The 26,480-nt window shown below is 60.8% G+C and carries 27 protein-coding genes and 1 riboswitch; of the genes, 12 read left to right on the top strand and 15 right to left on the bottom strand.

The window, feature by feature from the left end; genetic code table 11:
* Window positions 1-4 precede the first annotated feature (4 nt).
* On the top strand, window positions 5-211 hold the full coding sequence (locus AB5Y64_RS19555; RefSeq protein WP_039039709.1) for a DUF2909 family protein: 207 nt from the start codon (window positions 5-7) through the stop codon (window positions 209-211).
* A gap of 8 nt (window positions 212-219) precedes the next feature.
* Here the strand turns inward: AB5Y64_RS19555 and AB5Y64_RS19550 are convergent, their stop codons facing one another.
* The 6 genes from AB5Y64_RS19550 to AB5Y64_RS19525 form a co-directional block, all read right to left on the bottom strand.
* Window positions 220-1,101, bottom strand: coding sequence for a cytochrome c oxidase subunit 3 (locus AB5Y64_RS19550; RefSeq protein WP_039039710.1), 882 nt, complete (start codon window positions 1,099-1,101; stop codon window positions 220-222).
* Between the two features lie 2 nt (window positions 1,102-1,103).
* Window positions 1,104-1,658, bottom strand: coding sequence for a cytochrome c oxidase assembly protein (locus tag AB5Y64_RS19545; protein WP_039039711.1), 555 nt, complete (start codon window positions 1,656-1,658; stop codon window positions 1,104-1,106).
* 9 nt (window positions 1,659-1,667) lie between these two features.
* Window positions 1,668-3,266 carry a cytochrome c oxidase subunit I gene (gene ctaD / locus AB5Y64_RS19540; protein ID WP_039039712.1) on the bottom strand — a complete coding sequence of 533 codons (1,599 nt, stop codon included), beginning with the start codon at window positions 3,264-3,266 and terminating at the stop codon, window positions 1,668-1,670.
* Between the two features lie 9 nt (window positions 3,267-3,275).
* Entirely contained in the window at window positions 3,276-4,406 is a 1,131-nt protein-coding gene (gene coxB, locus AB5Y64_RS19535) for a cytochrome c oxidase subunit II (protein WP_234704014.1), read from the bottom strand.
* A 360-nt stretch (window positions 4,407-4,766) separates the two neighbouring features.
* On the bottom strand, window positions 4,767-6,839 hold the full coding sequence (locus AB5Y64_RS19530) for a tRNA(Met) cytidine acetyltransferase TmcA (RefSeq protein ID WP_039039713.1): 2,073 nt from the start codon (window positions 6,837-6,839) through the stop codon (window positions 4,767-4,769).
* A complete protein-coding gene (locus tag AB5Y64_RS19525; RefSeq protein WP_039039714.1) occupies window positions 6,836-7,150 on the bottom strand; it encodes an HlyU family transcriptional regulator in 315 nt (104 codons plus the stop codon). Before AB5Y64_RS19525 ends, AB5Y64_RS19530 begins: the two co-directional genes overlap by 4 nt.
* Before the next feature lie 138 nt (window positions 7,151-7,288).
* Between AB5Y64_RS19525 and AB5Y64_RS19520 the strand changes: the two genes are divergently transcribed.
* The 3 genes from AB5Y64_RS19520 to AB5Y64_RS19510 all read left to right on the top strand — a co-directional run bounded on the left by AB5Y64_RS19520 (window position 7,289) and on the right by AB5Y64_RS19510 (window position 8,815).
* Window positions 7,289-7,495, top strand: coding sequence for a bacterioferritin-associated ferredoxin (locus tag AB5Y64_RS19520; RefSeq protein WP_039039715.1), 207 nt, complete (start codon window positions 7,289-7,291; stop codon window positions 7,493-7,495).
* A 131-nt stretch (window positions 7,496-7,626) separates the two neighbouring features.
* On the top strand, window positions 7,627-8,106 hold the full coding sequence (bfr, locus tag AB5Y64_RS19515; RefSeq protein WP_010675778.1) for a bacterioferritin: 480 nt from the start codon (window positions 7,627-7,629) through the stop codon (window positions 8,104-8,106).
* Window positions 8,107-8,356: 250 nt separating this feature from the next.
* Entirely contained in the window at window positions 8,357-8,815 is a 459-nt protein-coding gene (locus AB5Y64_RS19510) for a methylglyoxal synthase (protein WP_039039816.1), read from the top strand.
* Between the two features lie 63 nt (window positions 8,816-8,878).
* On the opposite strand, the gene AB5Y64_RS19505 is transcribed toward AB5Y64_RS19510, so the two are convergent.
* Window positions 8,879-9,466 (bottom strand): superinfection exclusion B family protein, encoded by a 588-nt coding sequence (locus tag AB5Y64_RS19505; RefSeq protein ID WP_039039716.1) that lies wholly within the window; start codon window positions 9,464-9,466, stop codon window positions 8,879-8,881.
* Window positions 9,467-9,657: 191 nt separating this feature from the next.
* Window positions 9,658-9,764, top strand: a riboswitch (yybP-ykoY riboswitch).
* An 89-nt stretch (window positions 9,765-9,853) separates the two neighbouring features.
* On the opposite strand from AB5Y64_RS19505, the gene AB5Y64_RS19500 reads away from it, so the two are divergent.
* A complete protein-coding gene (locus AB5Y64_RS19500) occupies window positions 9,854-10,840 on the top strand; it encodes a sodium:calcium antiporter (RefSeq protein ID WP_039039717.1) in 987 nt (328 codons plus the stop codon).
* Between the two features lie 94 nt (window positions 10,841-10,934).
* Here AB5Y64_RS19500 and ansB read toward each other — a convergent pair whose 3' ends face one another.
* From ansB to AB5Y64_RS19485, 3 genes are all read right to left on the bottom strand, one after another.
* Entirely contained in the window at window positions 10,935-11,993 is a 1,059-nt protein-coding gene (gene ansB, locus AB5Y64_RS19495) for an L-asparaginase 2 (RefSeq protein ID WP_010675782.1), read from the bottom strand.
* Between the two features lie 129 nt (window positions 11,994-12,122).
* Window positions 12,123-12,317: a heavy-metal-associated domain-containing protein gene (locus tag AB5Y64_RS19490; protein WP_039039718.1), complete on the bottom strand. Its 195-nt coding sequence runs from the start codon at window positions 12,315-12,317 to the stop codon at window positions 12,123-12,125.
* Window positions 12,318-12,428: 111 nt separating this feature from the next.
* Window positions 12,429-13,379 carry an AEC family transporter gene (locus tag AB5Y64_RS19485; protein ID WP_039039719.1) on the bottom strand — a complete coding sequence of 317 codons (951 nt, stop codon included), beginning with the start codon at window positions 13,377-13,379 and terminating at the stop codon, window positions 12,429-12,431.
* Window positions 13,380-13,513: 134 nt separating this feature from the next.
* Here AB5Y64_RS19485 and treR point away from each other — a divergent pair, with 134 nt between their 5' ends.
* From treR to AB5Y64_RS19465, 4 genes are all read left to right on the top strand, one after another.
* Window positions 13,514-14,461 carry a trehalose operon repressor TreR gene (gene treR / locus AB5Y64_RS19480; protein WP_039039720.1) on the top strand — a complete coding sequence of 316 codons (948 nt, stop codon included), beginning with the start codon at window positions 13,514-13,516 and terminating at the stop codon, window positions 14,459-14,461.
* 186 nt (window positions 14,462-14,647) lie between these two features.
* Window positions 14,648-16,078, top strand: coding sequence for a PTS trehalose transporter subunit IIBC (gene treB / locus AB5Y64_RS19475; protein ID WP_039039721.1), 1,431 nt, complete (start codon window positions 14,648-14,650; stop codon window positions 16,076-16,078).
* Between the two features lie 88 nt (window positions 16,079-16,166).
* Complete coding sequence (gene treC, locus AB5Y64_RS19470) at window positions 16,167-17,831, top strand: alpha,alpha-phosphotrehalase (protein WP_039039722.1); 1,665 nt, start codon at window positions 16,167-16,169, stop codon at window positions 17,829-17,831.
* Window positions 17,831-18,451 (top strand): sugar O-acetyltransferase, encoded by a 621-nt coding sequence (locus AB5Y64_RS19465; protein ID WP_039039723.1) that lies wholly within the window; start codon window positions 17,831-17,833, stop codon window positions 18,449-18,451. The genes treC and AB5Y64_RS19465 overlap by 1 nt, the downstream gene beginning before the upstream one ends.
* An 87-nt stretch (window positions 18,452-18,538) precedes the next feature.
* Here the strand turns inward: AB5Y64_RS19465 and AB5Y64_RS19460 are convergent, their stop codons facing one another.
* A complete protein-coding gene (locus AB5Y64_RS19460; RefSeq protein WP_039039724.1) occupies window positions 18,539-18,997 on the bottom strand; it encodes an Lrp/AsnC family transcriptional regulator in 459 nt (152 codons plus the stop codon).
* Between the two features lie 96 nt (window positions 18,998-19,093).
* Here AB5Y64_RS19460 and AB5Y64_RS19455 point away from each other — a divergent pair, with 96 nt between their 5' ends.
* Window positions 19,094-19,969, top strand: coding sequence for a DMT family transporter (locus AB5Y64_RS19455; RefSeq protein ID WP_039039725.1), 876 nt, complete (start codon window positions 19,094-19,096; stop codon window positions 19,967-19,969).
* 52 nt (window positions 19,970-20,021) lie between these two features.
* Here the strand turns inward: AB5Y64_RS19455 and AB5Y64_RS19450 are convergent, their stop codons facing one another.
* Window positions 20,022-21,515 carry a histidine-type phosphatase gene (locus AB5Y64_RS19450; RefSeq protein WP_039039726.1) on the bottom strand — a complete coding sequence of 498 codons (1,494 nt, stop codon included), beginning with the start codon at window positions 21,513-21,515 and terminating at the stop codon, window positions 20,022-20,024.
* Between the two features lie 383 nt (window positions 21,516-21,898).
* On the opposite strand from AB5Y64_RS19450, the gene AB5Y64_RS19445 reads away from it, so the two are divergent.
* The gene (locus AB5Y64_RS19445; RefSeq protein ID WP_039039727.1) at window positions 21,899-22,231 is read left to right on the top strand and encodes a hypothetical protein; all 333 of its coding nucleotides are present in this window, start codon (window positions 21,899-21,901) and stop codon (window positions 22,229-22,231) included.
* 114 nt (window positions 22,232-22,345) lie between these two features.
* Here the strand turns inward: AB5Y64_RS19445 and AB5Y64_RS19440 are convergent, their stop codons facing one another.
* The 3 genes from AB5Y64_RS19440 to AB5Y64_RS19430 form a co-directional block, all read right to left on the bottom strand.
* A complete protein-coding gene (locus AB5Y64_RS19440) occupies window positions 22,346-22,945 on the bottom strand; it encodes a Yip1 family protein (RefSeq protein ID WP_029314835.1) in 600 nt (199 codons plus the stop codon).
* Between the two features lie 236 nt (window positions 22,946-23,181).
* Window positions 23,182-24,525, bottom strand: a complete 1,344-nt coding sequence (locus AB5Y64_RS19435; protein ID WP_010675794.1) for a potassium channel family protein — start codon at window positions 24,523-24,525, stop codon at window positions 23,182-23,184.
* Window positions 24,526-24,750: 225 nt separating this feature from the next.
* The gene (locus AB5Y64_RS19430; RefSeq protein ID WP_010672811.1) at window positions 24,751-25,332 is read right to left on the bottom strand and encodes a YjaG family protein; all 582 of its coding nucleotides are present in this window, start codon (window positions 25,330-25,332) and stop codon (window positions 24,751-24,753) included.
* A 161-nt stretch (window positions 25,333-25,493) separates the two neighbouring features.
* Between AB5Y64_RS19430 and AB5Y64_RS19425 the strand changes: the two genes are divergently transcribed.
* Entirely contained in the window at window positions 25,494-26,438 is a 945-nt protein-coding gene (locus AB5Y64_RS19425) for a D-2-hydroxyacid dehydrogenase (protein ID WP_039039728.1), read from the top strand.
* The last annotated feature ends 42 nt before the right edge of the window (window positions 26,439-26,480 follow it).

The following is a 26,480-nucleotide window of genomic DNA, read 5'->3' as shown; positions in this document are numbered from 1 at the left end:
CAAGATGTTGATCAAGGTCGTTCTGGTACTCATGCTGCTGCTCATCATCGGCCAGCTGTTTCACGCCCTCTGGCTGATGCTCAGTGCAGGCAATACGCAAAAGATGTCGGTACCTCTGGGCCGGCGCGTCTTCTTCTCCCTGCTGGTGGTCATCATACTGCTGCTCTCTCTTGCGATGGGCTGGCTGGAACCCAACCCGCGCCCCTACTGAGCACGGCATCAAAGCAGGTAGACAAAGACGAACAGACAGAGCCAGACCACATCGACGAAGTGCCAGTACCAGGCCGCAGCCTGGAAAGCGAAATGACGCTGTGGGGTGAAATGATCCCTCAGCATGATGCGCAGCCAGATGATGGTCAGGAAAAGGGTGCCCAGCAGCACGTGCAGTCCATGGAACCCGGTCAGAATGAAGAAGGTATTGCCATAGATGCCGGAATCCAGCCGCAGTCCGAGATCCCGATAGGCATGCAGATACTCATAGCCTTGAAACCACAGGAATGTCAGCCCGAGCACCACGGTTACCAGCAACATCCCCTTGAGCCGCATGCGTCTGCCGTTTTCCAGACTCATGTGTGCAAACAGTAGGGTCACGGAGGAGCCGAGCAGGATCAAGGTATTGATGAGGGGGATCCCCTGCCAGGGCATGGCCTGGGTCGTGGCCCCGCCGGGCGTCTTGAGCAGGGGCCAGTGAGCGGTGAAATCCGGCCACAGCAGCTGGCCCGTCATCACCCTGTGGCCCGCACCATCCAGCCAGGGCACCGCAAGCTGGCGTGCATAGAACAGCACTCCGAAAAAAGCCAGAAAGAACATCACTTCGGAGAAGATGAACCAGACCATGCCCTGCCTGAAGGATCTGTCCATCTGGGCGCTGTAGAGCCCGGTCATGGACTCCCGGATGATGTGACGGAACCAGCCAAACAACATGAATGCCAGCAGGGCGACACCGGCCATCATCAGATACCGGCCGAAACCGGTCTGCCCACTCGCCACTTCATTGACCAGATGCCCCGCCCCCAACGCCAGGAAAAACAGTGCAATGGCACCAATGATGGGCCAGCGACTCTGGTCCGGGACATAATAGGTCTGGTTCACCTTGGCCATGGTCATTTCCTCTGTGCGAGTGCCGGTGCAGGTACGGACTCCGTGATGTCATAGAGCGAGTAAGAAAGCGTGATGGTATTGATGCTGTCCGGTAGTGCCGGATCGATATAGAACTTGAGCGGCATCAGCTTGCTCTGCCCTGCCCTCAGCTCCTGGCGATTGAAACAGAAACACTCCACTTTCTTCAGATAGGCTGCGGCGGGACCGGGAGAGACCGACGGGACCGCCTGACCCACCATGGTCCGCTCCGTGGGATTGAACACCCGAAAGTTGACCATCTTCACCTCCCCCGGCCGCACCGACAGCCGAGTCGTCTCACCGCTGAACTCCCACGGCATCCGGGTATCCGCATGAGCAAGAAACTCGATCTGGATGCTCCGCTTGCTGTCGATCACCGCCCGCTCCGTACTGGCCGCTTGATCAGACGTCTTGCCATTGAGGCCGGTGATCCGGCAGAAGACGTCATAAAGCGGCACCAGCGCAAAGGCAAAACCAAACATGACGAGCACGACCAGAGCCAGTTTTCTGAGCAAGGGGGCATGACTGACCTGGGTCATATGACCTCCCTAACGCTCTTCCAACCGGATATCCGGCGGAGTCTGGAAACTGTGATAGGGAGGGGGAGAAGAGAGCGTCCATTCCAGCCCCTCGGCCCCCTCCCATACCCGATCGCTCGCCTTGGCTCCGCCTCTGATGCATTTGATCACGCCCCAGACAAACAGCAGTTGGGACAGGCCGAAGGCAAAACCCCCCAGGCTGATCAGCATGTTGAAGTCGGCAAATTGCAGGGCGTAATCGGGAATGCGGCGAGGCATGCCCGCCAGCCCGACAAAATGCATGGGGAAAAACAGCACATTGACCGAGACGAGCGAACACCAGAAATGCCATTGGCCGAGCCGCTCGTCATACATGTGCCCCGTCCATTTCGGCAACCAGTAGTAGGCAGCGGCCAGGATCGAGAAGACGGCACCGGTCACCAGCACATAGTGGAAATGGGCCACTACGAAATAGGTGTCGTGATACTGAAAATCAGCCGGTGTCATGGCCAGCATCAGCCCGGAGAAACCGCCAATGGTGAACAGAGTGATGAAGGCGATGGCAAACAGCATGGGGGTCTCGAATGTCAGAGAACCACGCCACATGGTGGCAAGCCAGTTGAACACCTTTACCCCTGTCGGCACCGCGATCAGCATGGTGGTGTACATGAAGAACAGCTCCGCCACCACGGGCAATCCGGTGGTGAACATGTGGTGAGCCCAGACCATGAAGGAGAGCAAGGCGATGCTGCTGGTGGCATAGACCATGGAGCGATAACCGAACAGCTTCTTGCGGGAGAAGGTCGGAATGATGCTGGAGACGATGCCGAAAGCCGGCAATATCATGATGTAGACTTCCGGGTGCCCGAAGAACCAGAAAATGTGCTGAAACAGGACAGGATCCCCCCCACCGGCCGCATCGAAGAAACTGGTCCCGAAATACTTGTCCGTCAGCACCATGGTCACCGCAGCCGCCAGCACCGGCATGACAGCGATGAGCAGAAACGCCGTGATGAGCCAGGTCCAGACAAACAGCGGCATCTCCATCCAGCCCATGCCCGGCGCCCGCAGGTTGAAGATGGTCACGATGACGTTGATGGCCCCCATGATGGAGGAGATCCCCATGATGTGAATGGCAAAGACAAACAGGGCCGTGCTGTTGCCGCTGTACTGGGTGGACAGGGGGGCATAGAAGGTCCAGCCAGAACTGGGGCCGCCTCCCTCCATAAACAGGCTCGACAGGAGGATGAGGAAAGCAAACGGCAGGATCCAAAAGCTCCAGTTGTTCATGCGGGGCAGCGCCATGTCAGGGGCACCAATCATGATGGGGATCAGCCAGTTGGCGAGGCCGGTGAAGGCAGGCATGACGGCACCAAAGACCATGATGAGGCCGTGTACCGTGGTCATCTGGTTGAAAAACAGGGGTTCCACCAGTTGCAGTCCGGGCTGGAACAGTTCTGCCCGGATCACCATGGCCATGGCGCCACCGGTAAAGAACATGGTGAGGGCAAAGCACAGATAGAGGGTACCGATGTCCTTGTGATTGGTGGTGTAGAGCCAGCGCCTCAGACCGGCCGCTGGCTGGTGGACATGTTCGCTGTGCGGGGTATCCGTGATTCCATCACTCATGCCGACGCCTCACTTGTCCTTGTCCGGATTGACCGGGTTGAGAAGGGACTGCACCTCGGCTGGCTGCACAAGGTCACCGGTCTTGTTATCCCAGGCATTGCGTTCATAGGTGATGACGGCGGCGAGTTCCTGTGCCGTCAACTGTTTGCCAAAAGGTTGCATCGCCGTACCACTCCGGCCATGCAACACCGTATCCAGATGCTGGGCACGATGCTCCGCCTGTGTGGTCACCTTGCTGCCATTGAGCGCCGGGAAGATGCCGGGCAATCCGGTACCCGCGGGCTGATGACAGGCCGCACAGTGGCCCAGATAGACTTTCTCCCCCAGCGCCATGGCTTGTGGCAACGTCATGGTCTCCGCTGCCTGCACCTGTTGCTGTGCCTTGGCGGTTGCCTGCTCGTCTCCCTTCCTGGCAATCCACGCCTCGAACTCCTCTGCGGATTTGGCCACCACAACCACGGGCATGAAACCGTGATCCTTGCCGCACAGCTCGGCGCACTGCCCACGATAGGTGCCCGGCTTGTCGATCCGCGTCCAGGATTCGTTGATGTAGCCAGGATTGGCATCTTTTTTCACGGCGAAGGCGGGAACCCACCAGGAGTGGATGACATCGTCCGAGGTCATCAGGAAACGGATCTTCTTGCCGACCGGCAATACCAGAGGGTTATCCACCTCCAGCAGATAATTGCCGCCCTTGGGGGCATCACCGGAGATCTGCTGTTTGCTGGTCGCCAGCAGGGAATAAAACGCCACCGGATACTCGAGGTATTTGTAATGCCATTTCCATTGCGAGCCCGTGACGAGGACGGTGAGATCGGCCTTGGAGGTATCCTCCATCTTCAACAGGGTCGAGGTTGCCGGTGCCGCCATCGCGATCAGTATCAACACGGGGATGGCAGTCCACAGCAACTCGATGCGAGTGCTTTCGTGAAACTGGGCGGCTTTGGCACCGCGCGATTTTCGATGGTGCACGATGGACCAGAACATGATGCCGAAGACGAGCAGACCGATGACGCAACAGATATAGAAAATCGTCATGTGCAGGTCATAGACCTGCTGACTGATGGCGGTCGCCCCGCGCGTCATGTTGAACCGGATCTCATTGGCAAAGGCGCTGCTGCTGATGAACCACATCATCATTCCGGCACCTGCCTGAGCTGCATCGTTTCTCACATTGCACTCCCTGTGCACGTTGGAGAAGATGGCCTGCATTCAATACACCTAACGCTAACCATCTGAAAATAATGCATTTATTAAAACTCATTTCACATTCAAGTATTAGTCCATATTCAGAAAAAACCAAAATGCAGACAGCCCTGACCAGGCTCATCAGAGCAGTGGCAATAGGCAAAACGCGAGCAGGGAAGAGGGAGAAACGGGTCCCGGGGTGGCCACGTCTTGAACGGGGAGAGCTTCAGCCATGGTGAGTCGAATCGATGTGCAGAACCCGGGAGGGGCCCTCCCGGGCTCCGTGGTTTTCTGCCGTGCCAGAGGCGGGGGTCAGCCCGCTGGTGCTTGCTGAGCCAGCAGTCTGACCAGCAGGGAGCGCAATGCTTTTATCAGGGCGGGTTTGCCCACGACGCCCTGTCGGGCAGCCAGCTCGGACCAGGGCGCATATTGCCAGATGGTGGCGATCAGCAACCGTCGTTCATCCTGACTCAACGCATCCAGCATCATCACTTGCCGGAGCAGCCAGCGTTGCAGTGTCGCCTGGCACAATTCGAATGGCTTGTGATGGTGGGCAAAGCAATCGAGTTCCCGATGCTCGAATTCATCCAGATCCGGCACATGAGTGACAGGTCCGCCTCTGAGGGATAGCCAGACCAGTTCGGTATCCAGCCTCTTGAGTTCACCCGCCAGCAGGGCCGGCAACTGGCTCATGAAACGCTGTCGCCATTGCGCCAGCTCGGCGTGATATTCCGATTGCAGCGGCATCAGCAGCAAAGCTGCATGACTGCCGCTGGCCGCATCGCGCTGCAGACCAAGACGCAGCACCTTCAATCCCGCCTTGAGCCAGAATGGCAGCAGATCTGGACTGGCGGAGAAGGCAGATCCCAGATAATCAACCCCTAATGCCCGATAATGTGATACCAGCTTGTCCAGCAACCAAGACCCCAGCCCGAGACGATGAAGGGCAGGATGGATGGCGATGCGCATCACCCTGGCATAAGAGCGCTCCCCCGCCGTCACGAAACCGGCGTGGGCCAGCAGCGACTGGGGCAGCAGATGTCCACGAGGGCGCCGTCGTCCGGCCCAGATCGCGTGCGCCAGATCAGGGGGGATATTGCCCTCCCGCGCGACCAGCGCCACCCCGAGCAACTCCTGTCCCTGCTCCATCAGATGAATGTCGAGATCCGGCCCCTCCAGCAAATACCGCAGATCACTGGGGCTGGTCTGGTAGTGAGCCAACACGAGCAGGCCGAACACCCGATTGAGCAGCGCGTCATCACGGGCCAGCTCATCTTGTCCGACCAGGCGCCAGGTCGGTGATGTCGGGGGATGAGGTGCCGATATGTCGGCATTCAGACCAAGGAGCCGGAAGATCAGAGGCTCCAGCGGATCGCTCAGGCTCCAGCGAATGGGCTCCACCAGGCGCAGCTCCTGCCAATCCGGGGTTTGCTCATCGAGTACCCTCTTGAAGCGCAGATGAAAGCCACGCCCCGTCCCCTCATAGCCATGCTCCGTTGTAGCGAAGACAATGCGACTGTGACGGGCCAGCATGGCCTCCAGCAGTGGGGTCGGGATGGCTGCGGCCTCATCCACCAGCAACAGATCCGCCAGCACGTCTCCTTGAGCCACCCGATCAGGGGACACATAGCTCAGACCGGCCAGCCGCTCAGGCATCTCTGCCAGCGCGCGCTCTGCATGGGCAAAAAGTGTCGCCACTGTAGCGTGGGAAGGGGCAGTCACCGCTATCGTCAAGGCCGGATCCCGACTCAGCAAGTCGGCGCTCGCCAGCCCCAGCACGGCGCTCTTGCCACGACCGCGATCGGCGCTCAGCACCAGGGGGCGACGGCGATGGCCGTGCAACACGTTGTGGATGGCGGGCAGCGCACGGGCCTGATCCGCGCTCAGCGGCCGGTCCCCGTCGAGAGGCTGCCAGGTAATATCACAAGAGGCAGGCGTCAGATCTCGCGCCGGATCTTCTTCCAGCAACCGTACCAGACGGGAGATGAACCCCTGCCCGGCACGATCGACCTCCTCTGGCTGGGCGACCAGCCTCTGACGATCAGGGTCTGGGTAGGTCGGCCATGCCTCCCGCGGCGGGGTCAGCAGAAGCAAGAGCCCCCCAGCCCTCAATGTCCCCGCCAAGGCACCGAATGCATCGGGGTGAAAACCGCTGAAGGCATTGAATACCAGGGTGTCGCACTCCTGACCGAGCCGTTGAAGCGCCTTGGCGGCAGGCTGCGGAGCATGATGCTCAGGACCCTGCCCCAGCCAGAACACCTCTCCCCACAGCAAGGATTCGGCGCGAACGATGCAGTCATCCTCCTCCCCTTCCAGCCAGATCAGACGCCGCTCGCCGGCATGAGCGATAGCGTGGCGCAAGGCGAGCAGCTCGGCTGACATCATGGAGCTGGGCTGGCGTCTGGCTTAACACGGGGTTCAAACATGCGCTCCCCCATCTGGTCGATGAAGGTATGGGCCTTTTGCACCATGAAGCGCTCGGCATCCGCCGGGTTGGCAAAGAGATCGGAGCGGATGAAGCGATGGGTCTGTAATTGCCCGTCGATCTCCCTGGTGATGCGACCTGCCAGCCTGTATTGCCCCCCTTCCGCCATGGGCTCGGGATAGATGAGATAGCCCATGCATTCGATGGGCTCAACCTCGGGGCTCTGGGCGATCTCTCCCTTGAACAGGGCATTGAATAGTCTTTTGAACATGTTCGCATCCTCTCTGATGAAGGCATTCTCCCCAAGGGTGGAATCACTGGCAAGCTCGGGATCTTATTACCATTCGTTCTTTGCACTACGAACCATTCTCATTTAGATTTCATCTCATTCCAGCATGAGGTCCAGATTATGTACGTGTGTTTGTGCCGCGGCATCACAGATAACCAGATCCGCAAGGCGGTACAGGCAGGCAAGACTGAATTCCGACAGTTGAAACAGTCGCTGGAAGTCGGTACTCAATGTGGTAAATGTGTGCGCATGGCGATGGAGATCATCGCTACCGAAATCGACAAGATGGAGTCAGAGCAGGCACCGCTCTATTACGAAGTGGCGTAAAACCGCCGACTTCTCGTCTTCATCTCTCCTTCTGCCCTCCAGGGGACGACTTTCCCCATCACGTTATGGTCATGTTTCTGGACTAAGCTCTAGTGATCGTTGCCTAGGCTCGAACACGAGGAGTAATGTCGATGAAAGGAGATCCCAAAATCATTGCCCACCTCAACAAGGTGCTGGCCAATGAGCTGGTTGCCATCAACCAATACTTCCTGCATGCCCGCATCTATGATGACTGGGGCCTCAAGGGGCTGGGGCACAAGGAGTATCACGAATCCATCGATGAGATGAAACATGCCGACGAGCTGGTCAAGCGGGTGCTGTTTCTGGAAGGGCTGCCCAACTTGCAGGATCTGGGCAAGCTGCGCATCGGTGAGACGGTGGAAGAGATGCTGCGCTGTGACTTGTCTCTGGAGATGGACGCCATCCCCGACCTGAAAGTCGCCATCACCTATGCCGAGTCCGTGCAGGACTACGTCAGCCGCGACCTGTTCCAGGAGATCCTGGAAGATGAAGAGGAGCATGTGGACTGGCTGGAAACCCAGCTCGATCTCATCGCCCGTATCGGTCTGGAAAACTACCAGCAATCCCAGCTCCACGCCGAGTCATCCTGAATCGCGATGACATCAAGAGACAATCCCAACCCGCCCAGGCGGGTTTTTTCATGGCGCCAGCGGCAGAGATCTTGCCGAACGATACGGTGGCCAACCTGGCTGCTGACAAGGCAGGCCAGAGGCTGTCAGGATGGCAGGCGCCGGATTGAACCGCCTCCGGGATCACAGTTACGATGCATGGGGCAGCGGCAGGCGCCGCTTTCGATTAGGATACGACCCCATTCCCATCATTTTGCTACGGATGACCTCCATGGAACTGATTGCACGCGAGATGGCGCCCCACAAACGGGTTGCCCTGGTGGCTCACGACAACATGAAAGCCCCTCTGCTGAGCTGGGTGCTGCGCCGCAAGGAGGAGCTCAAGCTCCACCATCTCTATGCGACCGGCACCACGGGCACCCTGCTCGGCAAGAAGGCGCAGCTGCCCATTACCTGCCTCTTCTCCGGCCCCATGGGAGGGGATCAGCAGCTCGGCGCCCTCATCGCCGAAGGGAAGATAGACGTGATGATCTTCTTCTGGGATCCCCTCAATCCCGCCGCCCACGATCCTGACGTCAAGGCCCTGCTGCGCCTCGCGGCTGTCTGGAACATCCCGGTCGCCACCAACGAGGCGACGGCGGACTTCATCATGGACAGCCCGCACATGCAGCAGGCATTCAGCGTCCAGGTACCCGACTACGCCGGCTACCTCAAGTCCAGAACCGAATAAACAACGCCAGACAGCAAAGAGCCGGAACAGATGTCCGGCTCTTTTCTTTCATGGGGGGAAAGGTCAGCGCTGGAGGCTTTTCTGCGCGAATTTGGGCCTGGCATTCATGATCTGCTCCACCTGCTCGTCGCTCATCTTGCCCCGCGACAGCCCCAGAACCTTGTAGGTCAGCAGAGGGCGCGCCGGCAGGGCGATCATCAGGGCGCGGATCTGGTTCTCGTCCTCCTTCTCTCGCGCCGGCTTGCCGTAGGCGTAGGTGAGCACGCCGGCATCCATCAGGTTTTTGACGGCGGGTTCGGTGATCGGCAGGTTTATGACGCTTTTCCGTTGCAGTACGAACTCCCGCAGCACCGCCTTCTCGTTGAAGTCGAGGAAGCCAATCATCTGGGCCAGTTGATCCTGCTGGCGGCGGGACTGCCACTCGTCACAGGCCCACTCCCAGGCGATCAGGAAGCCCTGACTGCAGAAATAGGAGATGGCGATCAACATGCCGACCCCAAGCCAGGCCGCATGAGTCGTGGCCCACTGGCTCACGGCACCTTTCATCAATCCGGCCGGAAACAGCAGGATGATGCTGCAGCAGAGCAGCAGCCAGACCATCAGCCAGTTGAGGCGATTAAGCTGGTAAAAATGTTGGATCCACCGTTTCATCGTTCACCCTTCCCAAGTCAATGTGGACAGTAGCCAACTCATAGCAATCGCTGTGCCAGCACAAGGATCCCCGTAAAAAGATCAGGATCCCGGACGGGAGAGTCGAGGGGGTTGTCACATCCTTTTACAACTTGTCGCGCGGATCATCTCCTGTTGGCCTTGCGCCTCACCGAGCCACTTGGTAAAAAGCCCGCACTGTCACTGGGGAGTAGCAACCCGCCCGAAATCCGGGCAGGGCCCATGTCAACACTCTTGGATCCGCAGATCCATGGCATGGGCGGCGATAGCACCTATCGTCCTGCAAGACCTTTGGCCCCGATATGCACGCCAGCCGGGCGAGCCGTATCGGGTCCATCGGTTGTTCTGCTCGCCTGGCGGTTACTCATCATGCTGATCACCCTGCTGTTATTTCTGATCTCTGCCGTCAGCATCTATCTGGCCTGCGAATACTTCGTCAACGGCATCGAATGGACCGGCCATCATTTCAAACTGTCCCAAAGTGCCACCGGTTCTCTGCTGGCCGCCCTCGGCACGGCCCTGCCCGAATGCATCGTCACCCTGACCGCCCTGCTGATGGGGGATGCCCCCGCCCAGCAGCAGATAGGCATAGGTGCGGCCCTCGGCGGCCCGCTGGTGCTGGCTACCATAGGCTATGCTGCCGTCGGCGTGACCCTGCTGCTGTGCATGAGCCGGGAGCACAGAGCCATCAATGGCGAGGTGCAGCGCGAGATAGGCCGCGATCAGGCCTGGTTTGCCGGCATCTTCCTGCTGGCCGTGCTGCTTGGCATGGTGGCCTTCACCGATAAAACCTGGCTGGCCCCCCTGTTCGTGCTGATGTACCTCCTCTATGTGCGACGTGAGCTGAAACAGACCGACAGCCACGATGCCGAATTGCCCTCCCCCCTCAAGCTGGATCCACACGCCAGGATCCCGGCGCTCGGCAAGGTGCTGCTGCAAACCCTGGTGGCGCTCGGTGTGGTGGCGCTGGCGGCCCAGCTGTTCGTTCACCAGCTGGAGAACATGGGCGAGCTGTTCGGCCTCTCGCCGGTGCTGGCGGCCCTGCTGCTGAGCCCGGTGGCCACCGAAATGCCCGAGCTGATGAACGTGCTCATCTGGGTGCGGCAGGGCAAACACCGGCTGGCACTGGCCAATATCTCGGGGGCCATGATGATCCAGGGCACCATTCCCAAGGCGTTCTGCCTGCTGTTCACCCCCTGGCTGCTGGATAGCACCATGATGGCCTCCTCCCTGGTGACGCTGCTGGCGGTCGCGCTGCTGTGGAGGGGGTTCAGTCGGGAGCGGATGACGGCGGGCAGGCTCGCCCTGGTGGGACTGGTTTACCTGAGTTTCTGCGGCTGGCTGATGATGAGCTGAGGGCCGGCATCTGCCTCTGGCGCAACAAGAAAGGGCAGGATCCCATCCTGCCCTTCATCTCACAAAGTAGTCTCAATCAGGCCGAGCCGAGGTCTCAGAACTGCTGGAACCAGCGCTGGATCTGGGCCGGATCCTTGCTCTGGGTCAGGGCGAGCATCAGCAGCACCCGCGCCTTCTGCGGGTTGAGGGTCTCGGCGGCGACGAAGCCGTACTTGGCGTCGTCGATCTCCGCATCCAGGGTGGTGGAACCGGTCGGCACGCGGGCGGAACGCACCACGCGAATGCCGTCCTTGCTCGCCTTGGCCAGGGTGTCGAACAGGGTGTGGTAGAGGTTGCCGTTGCCCACCCCGGCGCTAACGATACCGTCAAACTTGGCATCCACCAGGGCCTTAGCCGGCAGGTCCGAGGCGTTGGCGTAGCTGTAGACGATGCCGACCTGGGGCAGCTTGTCGAGCTTGCTCACGTCAAACGGGGTCTTGCTGGTGTGCAGACGGGCCGGGCTGCGCTGGTAGTCGATCTTGCCGTTGTGGATGTAGCCGAGCGGGCCGAAGTTGGGGGAGGCGAAGGTCTGCACTCCTGTGGTGTTGGTCTTGGTGACGTCGCGGGCATCCAACACGGTGTCGTTCATCGCTACCATGACGCCACGTCCCTTTGAGGCGGGGTCGGAGGCGGTCACCACGGCGTTGTAGAGGTTCATGGGGCCGTCGGCGCTCATGGCGGTGGAGGGGCGCATGGCGCCCACCAGCACCACCGGCTTGTCGCTCTTGACGGTCAGATTGAGGAAGTAGGCGGTCTCCTCCATGGTGTCGGTGCCGTGGGTGATGACGATGCCGTCCACGTCATCCCTGGCCAGCAGCGCGTTGACCCGCTTGGCCAGCGTGAGCCACACCTCGTCGTTCATGTCCTGGGAGCCGATCTTGACCACCTGCTCACCCTGCACGTCGGCCACGTTTTTCATCTCGGGCACGGCGGCGATCAGCGTCTCGATGGCCACCTTGCCTGCCTCGTAGTTGGACTGGGTGGCGGACTGGCCCGCCCCGGCGATGGTGCCACCGGTGGCCAGAATGTGCACGCTGGGCAGCGCCATGGCCATAGGGGAGAGGGTCAGGCCGAGCACGGCGGCGATCAGGGTCTTGCGAATGGGAAGGGTCATGCTGCAATCCTTTTGGATGAGGGAATTGCAGCATTTTTATTCTTTTTAAACGGAATTTAAGTGATCACTCTCACCAATAAAAAGAAGTAAACAGAATATTAGTCTAATTTATACCAATTAAGTGATAATTCACTCTACCTGAAAGCCTCTCGCCTCGATCAGGGAGATCAACTCGGCTTTGCTCAGCTCGCTCTCGATGACGGCCTGGCGGCTGGCAAAGTCGACCGTGGCGGTGCGGACTGCTGGCTGGGCCAGCAAGGCCTTTTGCAGGCTGGCAGCGCAGCCGCCGCAAGACATGCCGGTAACGGTGAGTTCGATGGTCATGGGCTCTCTCCTCTGTCGATGTGACATCAGCCTAAAGCTGCCGCCTCCGGCAAGGTCAAGGGCGAATGCCGATCCCGTCAACCCCGGGTCGTGCATCATGGCGGCACCCCATCACCCCATCAGTCCCAGGTAGTTCATCAGGGCGGCCCCCAGGCTGGTGGTGACGAGCGAGCCCAGGGTGGTGGTGGCGATGATGTTGGCCGCGAGGGCACTGTCACCCCCCATGGCACGGGTCATCACATAGCTGGCGGCGGCGGTGGGGGTAGAGCTGATGAGAAACAGGATGCCGAGGGCCTGCGGGTTGAAGCCGAGGGCCCAGGCCCCCAGCACCAGCAGCACGGGGATGCAGCACAGCCGGTTGACCGTGGCCCAGCCGGTCAGCATGGCGCCGCCGCGCAAGGCCTTGAGGTTGAGGCTGGCACCGGTGCACAACAGGGCCAGCGGCAGGGTCATGTTGGCGAAATAGTTGCCCGTGGTAATGACCAGTTGGGGCAGTTCGATGCCGAGCAGACCGAAGGGCAGGGCCGCCAGAATGGCGATGATGAGGGGGTTTTTGACGATCCCCTTGAGTATGGGGGCGAGCCCCTTTCCGCCCCCCAGGCTGCGGGTCAGGGTGATCACCGCGAGCACGTTGTAGAGCACTGTAATGGAGCCCACCAGCAGGGCGGCGGCCCCTATCCCCTCCGGGCCGTAGGCGTTTTGCACATAGGCCAGCCCCATGATCCCCATGTTGCCGCGAAAGCTGCCCTGCACGAAGATGCCCCGCAATTTCTGCTCGCTGATGAAACGGGCCGCCAGCACCTCCAGCACCAGGAAACCGGCGAGGGTGCCGAGCAGGCCGTAGAGGATGAGCCAGGGGCTCGGCATGGTGGAAAAATCGGTGCGCACCATGCTTAGAAACAAGAGAGCTGGCAGGGTGACCTGGAACACCAGACGGGAGGCGGACTCGACGAAACTGTCGGGCAAGAGACCCAGCCGCTTGAGCCAGATGCCGAGTACCAGCACCAGACAGATGGGGCCCGTGATGGAGAGAGAGAAGTGCAGACTTGCCAACAGATCCATGATGCGCGTCCTGTGCAACGGCGAAGAAAGTCGCCTGGGAAAGGGCATTCTAACGCCATGGGCTTGTATTCACAGGAGTTAATCACAACAATGTCTGCATCCCGGTTGTCGCCCTCCCCTGTCACGGATCCCCCATGGAAAAGAAACTGACCATCCTCGATATCGCTCGCCTCAGCGGGGTCGGCAAGTCGACCGTCTCCCGGGTGCTCAATCAAGATCCCAAGGTCAATGCCCAGACCAGGGCCAGGGTTGAATCGGTGATCGCCCAGCACGGTTTCGTCCCGAGCAAATCGGCGCGGGCCATGCGCAGCCAGAGCCAGCAGGTGGTCGGCATCGTGGTGTCGCGCCTCGACTCCAGCTCCGAGAACCAGGCGGTGCGCGGCATGCTGGAGACCCTCTACCAGCGTGGCTACGACGCCGTGCTGATGGAGAGCAAGTTCTCCCCCGCCAAGGTGAGCGAGCACCTGGCGGTGCTGGAGCGGCGCGGGGTGGACGGCATCATACTGTTTGCCTTCAACGATCTGGACTATGCCGCCATGGCGCCGCTCAGGGAGAAACTGGTGCTGATGGCCCGCGAGCGCCCCGGCTTCTCGTCGGTCTGCTTCGACGATGACGGGGCGGTGCGCGCCGTGCTCGCCCACCTCGGGGAGCGTGGCCTGACCGAGGTCGCCTATCTCGGGGTGGAACGCAGCGATCTCACCACCGGGCTGCGTCGGCATCAGGCTTACCTCGACTACTGTCGGGAACAGGGGCGCACGCCCCGCAGCGCCCTCGGGGATCTCGGTCTGCAAAGCGGCTATCGGCTCGCGGCCGAACTCCTCAGCCCCACCACCCAGGCCATGGTCTGTGCCAGCGACACCCTGGCCATCGGCGCCGCCAAATACCTGCAGGAGCAGGGTCGCACCGACATCCTGGTGAGCGGCCTTGGCAGCAATCCCATGCTGACGTTCCTCTTTGCCAACACCCTCAGCCTGGATTTCGGCTACAAGGACGCCGGCATCCTGGCCGCCAGACAGCTGCTCGACCAGATTGAAGAGGGGCAGCCCCCCAGAGCGACCATCGCCCCCTGTCAGCCCCTGTAGTCTATCTTTTCCTCCATTCCCGGCGTTTTGCGCTTTTTGTGACCAGCGCCACGAATTGGGAACGTTCCCATTGCCGATGCCAGCCACTGGCTTCATGCTGATTGGGAACGATACCAATAAACGGGCGGTCCTTGGCCAGCCGGTAAAGACACGACCATTATTCATGGAGTCACAGAGGGAAGGCTCATGTCAAAAGTCAACACACAGCATCTGGCGCAGCTGATCGAGCGGATCGGCGGCAAAGAGAACATCACCACTGTCAGCCACTGCCTGACCCGGCTCAGGTTCGTGCTGGCCGATCCGGCCAAGGCCGATCCCAAGGCCATCGAGACCATCCCTTCAGTGAAGGGGAGCTTCACCCAGGGCGGCCAGTTCCAGGTGGTGATCGGCAACGAGGTGGATCAATGGTACAAGGCGCTCACCCAGGAGATCGGCGTGAGCGGCGGCAGCAAGGAGGCCGCCAAACAGGCCGCCCGCCACAACATGAACCCGTTGGAGCGCGGCATCTCCCACCTGGCGGAGATCTTCGTCCCCCTGCTGCCCGCCATCATCACCGGTGGTCTGATCCTGGGCTTTCGCAACGTCATCGGCGACATCAAGATGTTCGACGACGGCACCCACACCCTCACCGAGATCAGCCAGTTCTGGGCCCAGGTGCACGCCTTCCTCTGGCTGCTGGGTGAAGCCATCTTCCACTTCCTGCCGGTGGGTGTCTGCTGGTCTGCGGTGAAAAAGATGGGCGGCTCCGAGATCCTCGGCATCGTGCTGGGTATCACGCTGGTGTCGCCGCAACTGATGAACGCCTATGGCATCGGCCAGCAGACCCCGGAAGTGTGGGACTTCGGCCTCTTCGTCATCCAGAAGGTGGGGTATCAGGCCCAGGTCATTCCGGCCCTGCTGGCGGGTGTCTTCCTCGCCTGGGTGGAGACCAGCCTCAAGCGCATCATCCCGGCCTATCTCTACCTGGTGATTGTGCCCTTCATCTCCCTGCTGCTGGCGGTGATCGTGGCCCACGCCCTGATCGGTCCGTTCGGCCGCTGGATTGGTGACGGCGTCGGCTTTGCCGCCAAGGCGGCCATGACGGGTTCGTTTGCCCCCATCGGCGCCGCCCTGTTCGGCTTCCTCTATGCGCCCCTGGTCATCACCGGCATCCACCACACCACCAACGCGGTGGACCTGCAACTGATGCAGAGCATGGGCGGCACCCCCATCTGGCCGCTGATCGCCCTCTCCAACATCGCCCAGGCGTCTGCGGTCGTCGGCATCATCCTGATCAGCCGCAAGGAGAACGAGCGGGAGATCTCGGTCCCGGCCGCCATCTCCGCCTATCTCGGGGTGACCGAGCCGGCCATGTACGGCATCAACCTCAAGTACAAGTTCCCCATGCTGTGCGCCATGGTGGGCTCAAGCTGTGCGGCTCTCATCTGCGGCTTCGCCGGTGTGATGGCCAACGGCATCGGGGTGGGCGGCCTGCCGGGCATCCTCTCCATCCAGCCGCAATACTGGGGCATCTACGCCATCGCCATGCTGGTGGCCATCGTGGTCCCCGCCCTGCTGACCCTGCTGGTCTACAAGCGCCAGCAGGCTGCCGGCAAGCTGGATCTGGCCACGGCCTGATCCACACAACCTCGGCGGAGCGCTGGCTCCGCCCTTTATCGTTGCCCTGTTCCAACTAATCCGGTTTCAACCAATGAGCGAACCAACCATGACACAGACACCCTGGTGGCAAAGCGCCGTGATTTACCAGATCTACCCCAAGAGCTTTCAGGATTCCGGCGCCCGTGGCACCGGTGATCTCAAGGGGATCATGGCCCGCCTCGACTACCTCAAGACCCTCGGCGTCGATGCCCTCTGGCTGACCCCGGTCTATGTCTCCCCCCAGGTGGACAACGGCTACGACATCGCCGATTACCTCAACATAGATCCCGCCTACGGCACCATGAGCGATTTCGAGGCCCTGCTGGGCGCCGCCCATGCGCGCGGCATCCGCATCGTGATGGATATCGTGGTCAACCACACCTCCACCGAGCACGCCTGGTTCAAGTCGGCGCTGGGAGACAAGAACAGCCCCTACCGCGACTACTACATCTGGCGCGATCCGGTGGATGGCGGCGTGCCCAACAACTGGCAATCCAAGTTTGGCGGCAGCGCCTGGGAGCTGGACTCATCCACCGGTCAGTACTACCTGCACCTGTTTGCCCGCGAGCAGGCGGATCTCAACTGGGAAAACCCGGCCGTGCGCGCCGAGGTGAAAAACATCATCCACTTCTGGGCCAAGAAAGGAGTGGATGGGTTCCGCCTCGACGTTATCAACCTTATCTCCAAGGATCAGGCGTTCCCGAATGACGAGATTGGCGATGGCCGCCGCTTCTATACCGACGGGCCGCGCATCCACGAATTTTTGCAGGACGTGAGCCGCGACGTGTTTGCTCCTGTCGGCGCCATGACGGTGGGGGAGATGTCCTCTACTTCGCTGGAGCACTGCCAGCGCTATGGCGCCCTCGATGGCTCCGAGCTCTCCATGGTGTTCAACTTCCATCACCTCAAGGTGGATTACCCGGGCGGCGACAAATGGACCAAGGCCCCGTTCGATTTCCTCGAACTCAAGCGCATCTTCAACCACTGGCAGAGCGGTATGCATGGCAAGGGGTGGTCGGCGCTGTTCTGGTGCAACCACGATCAGCCACGCATCGTCTCCCGTTTCGGCGATGAGGGCGAGCATCGGGTAGTGGCCGCCAAGATGCTGGCCAGCACGCTGCACGGCCTGCAAGGCACCCCCTACATCTATCAGGGGGAGGAGATCGGCATGACCAACCCCGGCTATCAGCGCATCGATGACTATCAGGATGTGGAGAGTCGCAACATCTTCGCCATCAAGCAGGCGGAAGGGATGAGCGAGGCCGAGATCCTCGCCATTCTCGGCGCCAAGTCCCGCGACAACTCGCGCACCCCGATGCAGTGGAGCGCCGCCTCCAACGCCGGTTTCACCAGCGGGACGCCCTGGCTCAAGCCTGCCGCCAACTATTCCGAGATCAACGCCGAGACGGCGCTCGCCGACCAGCACTCGGTGTTCTGGCACTACCGGGATCTCATCGCCCTGCGCAAGAGCCATCCCATCTTCACCCAGGGGGATTATCAGGAGCTGCTGGCAGGGCACCCGCAGATCTGGGCCTATGTCCGCCGCGCCAACGGTCAGACCCTGCTGGTGGTGAGCAACTTCTACGGCGAGCCGGTGGAGTTTACCCTGCCTGCCGAGCTGCAAAGCGGGGAGGGGCGACTGCTGCTTGGCAACTACCCGGATAGCCCGGCCCGCCCGCAATCCTGCAAGCTGCGCCCTTACGAATCCCTGATCTGGCTGATGGAGCAATGATGACTGACGCAACAACAGTGCAGCGGCCCGCCGTGCGTGGCCCCGAGTGGCAGAAGATGGTGGCGGGAGCGCCCTATGATGCAGGGGACCCCGAACTGCGGGCTGCGCGGGAGCAGTGCCGCGCCCTGCTGGGAGAACTGAACCGAGAGCGAACCGATGCCCCTGGCTGGGATGAGCGACTCACCCGCCTGCTGGGTGGCCGCGCAGAACGCTGTTTCATCACGCCCCCCTTCTTCTGCGACTATGGCACCAACATCTTTGTCGGCGAGAATTTCTACGCCAATTTCAACTGCACCATCCTGGATGTGTGCGAGGTACACATAGGCGACAACGTGCTGCTGGCCCCCGGAGTGCAGATCTACACCGCTACCCACCCGGTGGCGGTAGCGCCTCGCATCAAGGGGGTGGAGTTCGGCAAGCCGGTGCGCATCGGCAACAACGTCTGGATTGGGGGCAGCGTCGTCATCTGCCCGGGCGTCACCATAGGGGACAACAGCGTCATCGGGGCGGGGTCCGTTGTCACCAGAGACATTCCGGCAGGCGTGGTGGCGGTCGGCAATCCCTGCCGGGTCTTGCGCCCCATGACGGCAGAGGAGCTGGCGCCCGGGGCACCTGGCTGACACAGAAGGGGCAGGCCGTACCTGCCCCTGTTCGTTTCCCTGACGGCGCTCCCGCAATGCCGGCAAGGCTTCGGCGCAGCCCCCTCTTTACCCGGGCAGCAAGGCGCCGCAACGCTTGTGCTGTCCCATGACCACCAGAGTCTTGAAACTGCGCACCTGGTCCCTGGCATGGAGCACCCGACGGGTGAACTGCTCGTAACTTTGCATGTCCCTGGCGGCCACTTGCAGCACGAAGTCCTGCTCCCCCGTCACATACCAGAGATCCATCACCTCGGGTTCCCGCTGCAGGCTGGCGATCATCTCATCGACGATGCGGCCATGATCCCGCTCCAGGGTCACCAGCACCAGCATGGTGATGGGCCAGCCCATGGTGGACGGTGCCACCAGCGCCACTTCCCGCTCGATGAGACCGGACTCCCGCAAGGCGCGGACGCGGCGGTAGCAGGCAGGGGCGGAAAGACCGACCCTGTGGGCCAGCTCCGGCGTGGGCAGACGGGCATCCTGTTGCAGCTCGGCGAGGATGAGCAGATCAAATTTGTCGGTCATGGGGTTCATTAGATAAAAATTATCGCACAAGGCCAGTATTAGACCGGTTTTACCCAAGTCTCCAGATATATTTTACTGCTCATCGTCCTGCCCGGTATGAATACCATGCAACCCAATCCCAATGCCCTCTCCTCTCTTCTGGCCGTCCTGCTCGCCATGCTGTCGATCACCCTCGGCGCCTCCCTGGCCAAATCCCTGTTTCCCCTGCTCGGAGCCGCAGGCACGACCCTGTTCCGGCTGGGGTGCGCCGCCCTCCTCCTCTCCCTGGTGTTTCGCATCTGGCGTGCCCCCCTCGACCGACGCACCCTGCTGGGCGCCATCCCCTACGGCCTGTCGCTTGGGGCCATGAACCTGCTCTTCTATCTGGCCATCGCACGCATTCCCCTCGGCGTAGCCCTGGCCATCGAGTTCATCGGCCCCCTGACGGTGGCCCTGCTCTCCTCACGCCACCGGGCAGACTTCATCTGGCTGATACTGGCCATCGCCGGGCTGCTGCTGCTCTTGCCCCTGCGGGCAACACAGCAGGCCATCGATCCCCTGGGGGCCGCACTGGCTCTCGGGGCTGGCCTCTTCTGGGGGCTCTATATGCTCACCGGAAAGCGGGCAGGAGCCTTGCTGGGCGCACAGGCTCCGGCGCTGGGCATGTGGGTGGGCACCCTGCTGGTATTGCCCTTCGGGCTGGAGGGTGCGATCGAGGCGTCATTCACCGTCCCCGTGATCCTCACCATCATCGGGGTGGGGCTGCTCTCGAGCGCCATCCCCTACTCTCTCGAGATGTTTGCCCTGCGCCGCCTTCCCCTCAAGAGCTACGGCATTCTCACCAGCGGTGAACCGGCCATGGGAGCCTTGATGGGACTGGTATGGCTGGGTGAGCAGTTGCCCCCGTCCCAGTGGCTCGGGATAGCCGCCATCATCGCCGCCTCCATGGGCACCACCTGGCAGGCGGGTCGTCGACAAGCGGGCTCCGCCTGAACCAAAAAAATCGGGGCCGGCGATGACCGGCCCCGGGGATGGCACGAGCGCGTCAGGACGAGTAGTCGTAACAGCGTTTGAGCTCGCCGAAGTCATAGAAGAAGCTACCCACCGCAATGGGGGCGCAACCTGCCTTGAAGGCGAGCTCCTTCTCGTTGTAAAGCATCTTCACCAGCACCCGGCCGGCCTCGTTGCGGTAGACATCCCACTGGATGTTGGCCGCATAGGGAGAGACCCAGCCGCCACGCCATTCGTTGTTTTCCTGGCTCATCAGCACGCCAAGCTGGGCGCTCTGGCGGCTCCCTTCCAGCTCCATCAGGGCCGCCAGCGGGATCAGGGTCTCCGCATGGGCGAAGCGCAGCTTGGCGACATGCTCACCCGCCTCTTCCACCACCTGGGTCTGTACCTCGTTGAAGAGGCCGTCAAGCAGGGGCTGGGCCACGGCGTAGGTGGCGCTCTGGCTGGCAAGACTCGGCCCCTTCTCGTAGAAGTCCTCGGCATCGGAGAGGTAGGAGAACCAGGCAGACTCCTCTGGCGTGATGAACTGCTCGAGATCCCAGGATCCGCCTTGTGCCTGCGCCTCCCGGATCATCCCCGGGCCGATGATGAAGAGGTTGTAGAGCATGAGGGCGGCGTCCACCTCGTCGCGCACATGGGTCTTGCCACCATCCTCCGGATTCACCGCCACATAATCCACCCCGGCGGCCAGCTCGTCGACGAAGGCCTTGCTGTAGAGACGCTCGAGCATCTCGCGGGCCATCACCCGGGTCCTGGGCAGGGCCTTGAGCGCATCGAGGGCCTCGGTCAGTTCGGGAGCAGGAGCCACCCCGTTCTCTTCGTCCCCGACAAAGGCCTGATAGGCCTGGAAGGTGGGCAGATACCGGGTGTACTCCCCCTGCGGCTCGGTCTTGTGGAAGTAGAGCTCGAACTTGTTGCGCAGCCCCTTGTCGATCTCGGAAGGGTTCTCCTGGCTGACGTAACAGTCGGGGCTGTCCGTCACCAGAGAGACCCGTTTGGCCAGGCTCTGCATGAAGAAGTAGGCGCTTTCGTTGGCGCGATCCTTGCCCGATGTCTCGACCTTGAGGCAGAGGGGAGTCGATTCAGTGGTCAGCAGGGTGGGCAGCCGTTCGGCGAGCCGGGTCGCCAGGTTGGCGTGCTCCTCCTTACCGAGCGCACTCAGCAGGCCATAGCCGAGGGTCTGGTTGGCGGCCGTGACGGCGTCCACCTTGGCGCCGAGCCGTTGGCCCAGCTCGGTCAAGGCCCCCTGTCTCGCAGCCTCCTCCCACACCAGCTTGGTCAGCACATCGTATTTGGGGCTGGACAGCGAGCGGGAGCCATGGCGTGCCACCAGTTCGGTGAAGACGGGACTAAAGCCTTCAGGGGCAACCTCATAGCTGTTCATTGCCTGACGGGCGGCATAGACCGCCTTGGTGCTGTATTGATAGTCGCCGACGGCAGGCGAGGAGGAGTCGTTGCCCGAATGGCAGCCGCTCAGCAGGGTGGCCGCCACGCAGGCGGCAAGGGAAGAGACGCGAAACATAGTCATCCTTGAACCAGTGTGAAAATGAAGCCGCACAGTACGCACCGGATGTGACAATCCCGTGTCAGGTCTGGGACATGCACCTCTCTCCGGAAGGGTGACTCCCCTCCAACCTGCCTGCTTCCTCCCCACAAAACATCATTCACATTTTTTGAACGTGTAGGCCAGTTTATCTCGCTAACAATGACCGGGTGAGGCGCTTAATATTCACACATCGCTTAGGCAGGAGCGCCAAGCCGCAAAACAACTGGTCGTTCATGGCAGTCCCCCATACACATGGGTGACAAACATCCGTGACAAAACAACACACCATTTGAATGACCTCTTGCAAGGATGCATTGATGCAGGCCTGTCAGGCCTTGCCAATGACATAAAAACCAAGAGAGTGAATGAACATGAAAAACGTGATCAAGATGCTGGCCGTTGCAGGCCTGATGAGTGCCGGTGTTGCCCAGGCTTCCGTCCCCGCCGACTTCAACGCCACCCCGGGTGTGCTGTTCGTGAACTGGCATGCCAGCGCCGCCATGGCCGGCAAGGCCAACCCCATGCTGGAGGTGCGCGATGAATCCGGTGATCTGGTGGCCTCCGTCCACGCCAACCTGATGGGTACCCAACAGGTACAGATCCCGAGCCGCGCCCAGGGCAACCTGACCGTCAGCCTCGGCGATCAGAGCAGCGATTACCGCATCCCGTTCGGTATCGGCAGCGGCAATCCCCGCTGATCAACGCAGACGACTTCCCTCCCGGGTCTGGCAAAGACACGCCGACCAGGCGAGAGATCAACGACAAGGGCGCCATCAAGGCGCCCTTGTCGTCGTTGCCGTCGGCACGCACGGCTACTGGGTGAAGACGGGACCGAAGCCGGATCCCCACAGGATGGCCGTGGCAGCCAGCACGCAGACCAGCAGCACCAGGCCGACCGTCACCACTGAGCTGGCGTAGATGAATCCCTGCTCCTTGGTGATGTGCATCAAGATGGGCACGCCGATATAGAGCAGGTAGACGGAATAGGTCAGCCCGACCAAACCGATGAGCATCACGAACCAGAGATGTGGGAAGAAAGCGGAGAAGCCCACCATGAAGAGTGGCGTGGAGGTGTAGGCCGCCAGCTCCAGCGAGGTCGTGTAGCTGGGATCCGAGCCGAAGGTATGCCCCATCCAGTGCACCAGATAGGAGAGTGCCAGCACGCCGATGATAAGGGTCACGTACATGGCGACCGACAGCTTGAATGCGCTGTTGGCGGTCAGGGTGATGGGATCGCCGACCCCGATGCTCCAGCCGATGTGAACGGCGGAATAATAGGCGCAGATGGGAGGGATAAGGGCCACGAGCAGGATGTGGGTCAGACTGTTTCTGAAGCTGTCGTGCCGCTCGTCTATGGTATGCCATTCGGTGTGGGGATGGGCATACAATCCCCATAAGTGATTCAATATCATAGCGTTATTCCTTCTCTACGTCGGTGGTTGGCGGATCGATACCGGGCTTTCTCCTCTGATTGCCTCATGTCCGGGCGCTGGTGGCGCCATCGCTTGCCATGGCATGCGATGACTTTAAATAAAGTCGCTCCACCGCCGCTGCGTCAAGCAAGGTCGCCGGGCCAGCCGGGAGGGATGGGAAGACAGCAGGAGGGCACGGAGGCGGGCACTGATGGCACCCGCCGTCGGCGCTCCCGTCAATACTGCTTGGTTTTAGAGGCAAAACCCGCGAGGAAGAGACCGGTCAGGAACATGCCGCAGAAGGCTTCGATGGCCGACAGCAGTTGCAGCGGCGAGGAGGTCTGGGAGATGTCCCCATAACCCAGGGTCACGAAGGTGACGATGCTGAAATAGAGGGAGCGCCCCAGATGGCCGTGGGTTGCAGACTCCGGCGCCAGGAAATAGGTCAGGGTCGCCAGCAGGATCACCCCCATCGACATCAGCAGGCTCCTGATGGGACGCTCCCCAAACCCCCAGGTGATGAAGCTGATGAACTTGCCCGCGCACTTGAGATAGCACAACAGGGAGAGCCAGCACTTCGTCATCGGACCGCTGCGCAACCAGCGCTCCCGGAACAGCTCCCGCGGGCTCGCCAGGGACTTCATCTCGTGCAGCTTCTCCTTGTAGTAACACTCGCCGGCGTCGACGGTGTCACCCACGCTGGAGAAGAGACGCTTGGCATTGCGATAGAGTTTGCTCGCCTCGTTGTGGTCGATCCGCCCATTGTCGTTGTAGACCACCTCCACCTTGTCCAGGTTGGTGTGCTCCATGGTGGCATCGAAGTTCTTGGCGCTGACGCTGAAGTTTTTCAGCACCGCCCGGGAGGAGTGGAAGCGGATCTCCTCGCACTCTATGGTGAAGTCCTGAAAGACCCCGTCCTCCAGCGCCAGCTCCCGCTTCTTGGCCCAGGCCCTGTGGTCCCACAGCAGGGAGTCGAACAGATCGAGCCCGATCACCCCGCCATTGACCCTGACCCCCTTGGCCGAGCAGTGCCACAGATAAACCTTGGAGTTGTTGACGGCCCCATCGAGAGAGAGCTCGTCGAGACAGGTAAAATCGAGCAACCGGCCGGAGATGATGGGGCTTTTGAGGGCAACACCGCCGATGTTGAGCAGACGATGCTTGCCCAGCACCTGGGCTTCCCCCTTGTTGTTCTCCGAGACCGAGAGCAGGCTTTGCACCCGTTTCACCTCGTCATTGCCATGTTTTCCCGCCAGCCACATGCTGTAAGGCTCGAAACGGGTCTCCGAGCGGATGAGGCCGCTCTTGCGCAGGGATTCCAGTGCACTCGAGGCGCTCTCATACAGACGGACCTTGTCGTCGCTCATGTAGACACAAAGGCTCAGCACGCAGCGGGAGCTGATGAAGCGGGCGATGCCGATCTGGAAGATCACGCTTTTTTCTATCTTCTGCTCCGCCATCCAGTCGTCGAAATGGGGCAGCGACGCCACCAGCAGCGCCCAGATACGGGGATAATCGTTCTCACGCCGCCACTCGTTGAATTGCTCGGGGGAAAGCTGCCAAAGCTCTGTTGCATTCATAGATGACCTCAGTAATGGAGATGTTCTCGTCGGTGATTCTCTGTCAAGTGCAACCAATAGAAGCGAGCTTACAACAGCAACGAATGGCCCCTAAGAATCAGGAGAAAAAAAGTTAACCATTTGAAAAAAATGCATAAATGCTTTCTCACACACCAAAAAATGAACGCTCAGAGATAAAAAAAACTCCCGACCGGGAGCTTTTTCTATGGGCAGTACGCGATGGCGTTACGCCTCCAGGCTGATGCCGATGTTGGAGACGCCGTCCTGGGCCGCGAAGGCGCGGATGGCAAGGATGCGGTCGCTGTCCCGTTCATGGGCCACCCGTTTGAGCAGTTCGACCTGGAACTCCAGCTCCGCCTCCATGTACTCGTGCTCATAGAGCTCATCATCGCTGAGATCCCGCTCTTCCAGCATCTCGATGAAGCCGGCGACCGTGCCGACAGACGCATGGCTGGCGTCGTTGGCCTCTTCCCCCACCCGGCAGATCACCGAGTTGTAGGCACAACCCAGCGCCACGCAGGCGTCCAGTGCCGGATAGGCGCCGTAGGATTCAAACTTGCGGGGATCGGGAATGTAGACTTCAAACGCTTCCAGAATGGCACCAAGATTGACGCGGGATCCCTTGACCGTCAGGTAGTTCCACATCTGATCCAGCGCGTGACGGAATGCCCTCGCATCCCCGAAACCGGAGGCCTGGGTAAAGAGCACATAGTTGGGGTACATGCGCTCTGCCAGCGCCAGGGTATAGACGGTTTGCTGCCAGGGCTGCAGCTCGGCCAGTCGCTTATAAAACTTGTCACCAAACACTGGAGTCGGATCCTTTGCAAAATGTGGGGCAGATTGTAGCCCACGAGGGCCCCGTCTAAAAATGAAAATGCGCCCTGCTCGACTATCTTGCTCGATCAACTGGGGTAAGATGGAGACAGCATCCCTCTCGCCTTGCCATAAACACGATAAGGAACAAGAGTATGAGCCAACGTACCCTGCTGCTGTTGAGTCAGGACAACAGCCACTATGAACGCCTGCTCAAGGCGGCCCATCTTCCCCATCTGCACATTCTTCGGGCCGACAATCAGGCCGAGGCCGAACAGCTTATCGGTGACGCTCATATCCTGATGGCCGAGCCTGCCCGGGCCAAGCCGCTGCTGGCCAAGGCCGGCAAGCTCAGCTGGCTCCAGTCGACTTATGCCGGGGTCGATGTGCTGCTGGACGCCAGTTGCCGCCGCGACTACCTGCTCACCAATGTCCGCGGCATCTTCGGCCCCTTGATGAGCGAGTATGTGTTCGGCCATCTGCTCAGCCTGACCCGCCAGTTGCCACTCTATCGCGAGCAGCAGCAACAGGGCGTCTGGCAGAGCCATCCCTACCAGGGCTTGAAGGGAAAGACGCTGCTGCTGCTCGGCACCGGCAGCATCGGGCAGCATATCGCCCACACCGGCAAGCATTTTGGCATGAGGGTGCTCGGCATCAGTCACAGTGGCCGTGAGCGTGCCGGGTTCGATCAGGTGTACCAGTTGCCGGCACTCAACAAGATGCTGGCCCAAGCCGATGTCATCGTCAGCGTGCTGCCCGCCACCCGCGAGACACGCCATCTCTTCACCGCCGAACGCTTCAGCCACTGCAAACCGGGCGCCATCTTCTTCAACGTCGGCAGGGGCAATGCCGTCCATGAAGGAGATCTGCTGGCGGCACTGCAAGCCGGCAAGCCCGCCATGGCGGTGCTAGATGTGTTCGAGCAGGAACCCCTGCCCGCTGACAGCCCGCTCTGGCACCAGCCCAATCTCATCGTGACGCCCCACAACAGCGCCTACAGCTTCCCGGAAGATGTAGCCCAGATCTTCATCCGCAACTACATCCGCTTCATTGATGGTCAGCAGCTGGACGGCCGGATCGACTTTGACAAGGGTTATTGAAGCCGTTCTGCAATGAAAAGGCCCCGCCAGTTGGCGGGGCCT

Origin of the sequence: Aeromonas sp. R5-1, from assembly GCF_040908265.1 — a bacterium.
Classification (GTDB): Bacteria; Pseudomonadota; Gammaproteobacteria; order Enterobacterales; family Aeromonadaceae; genus Aeromonas; species Aeromonas caviae.
Note: the sequence above shows the minus strand (reverse complement) of the source record. Positions and strands in the feature narration are given on the sequence as shown.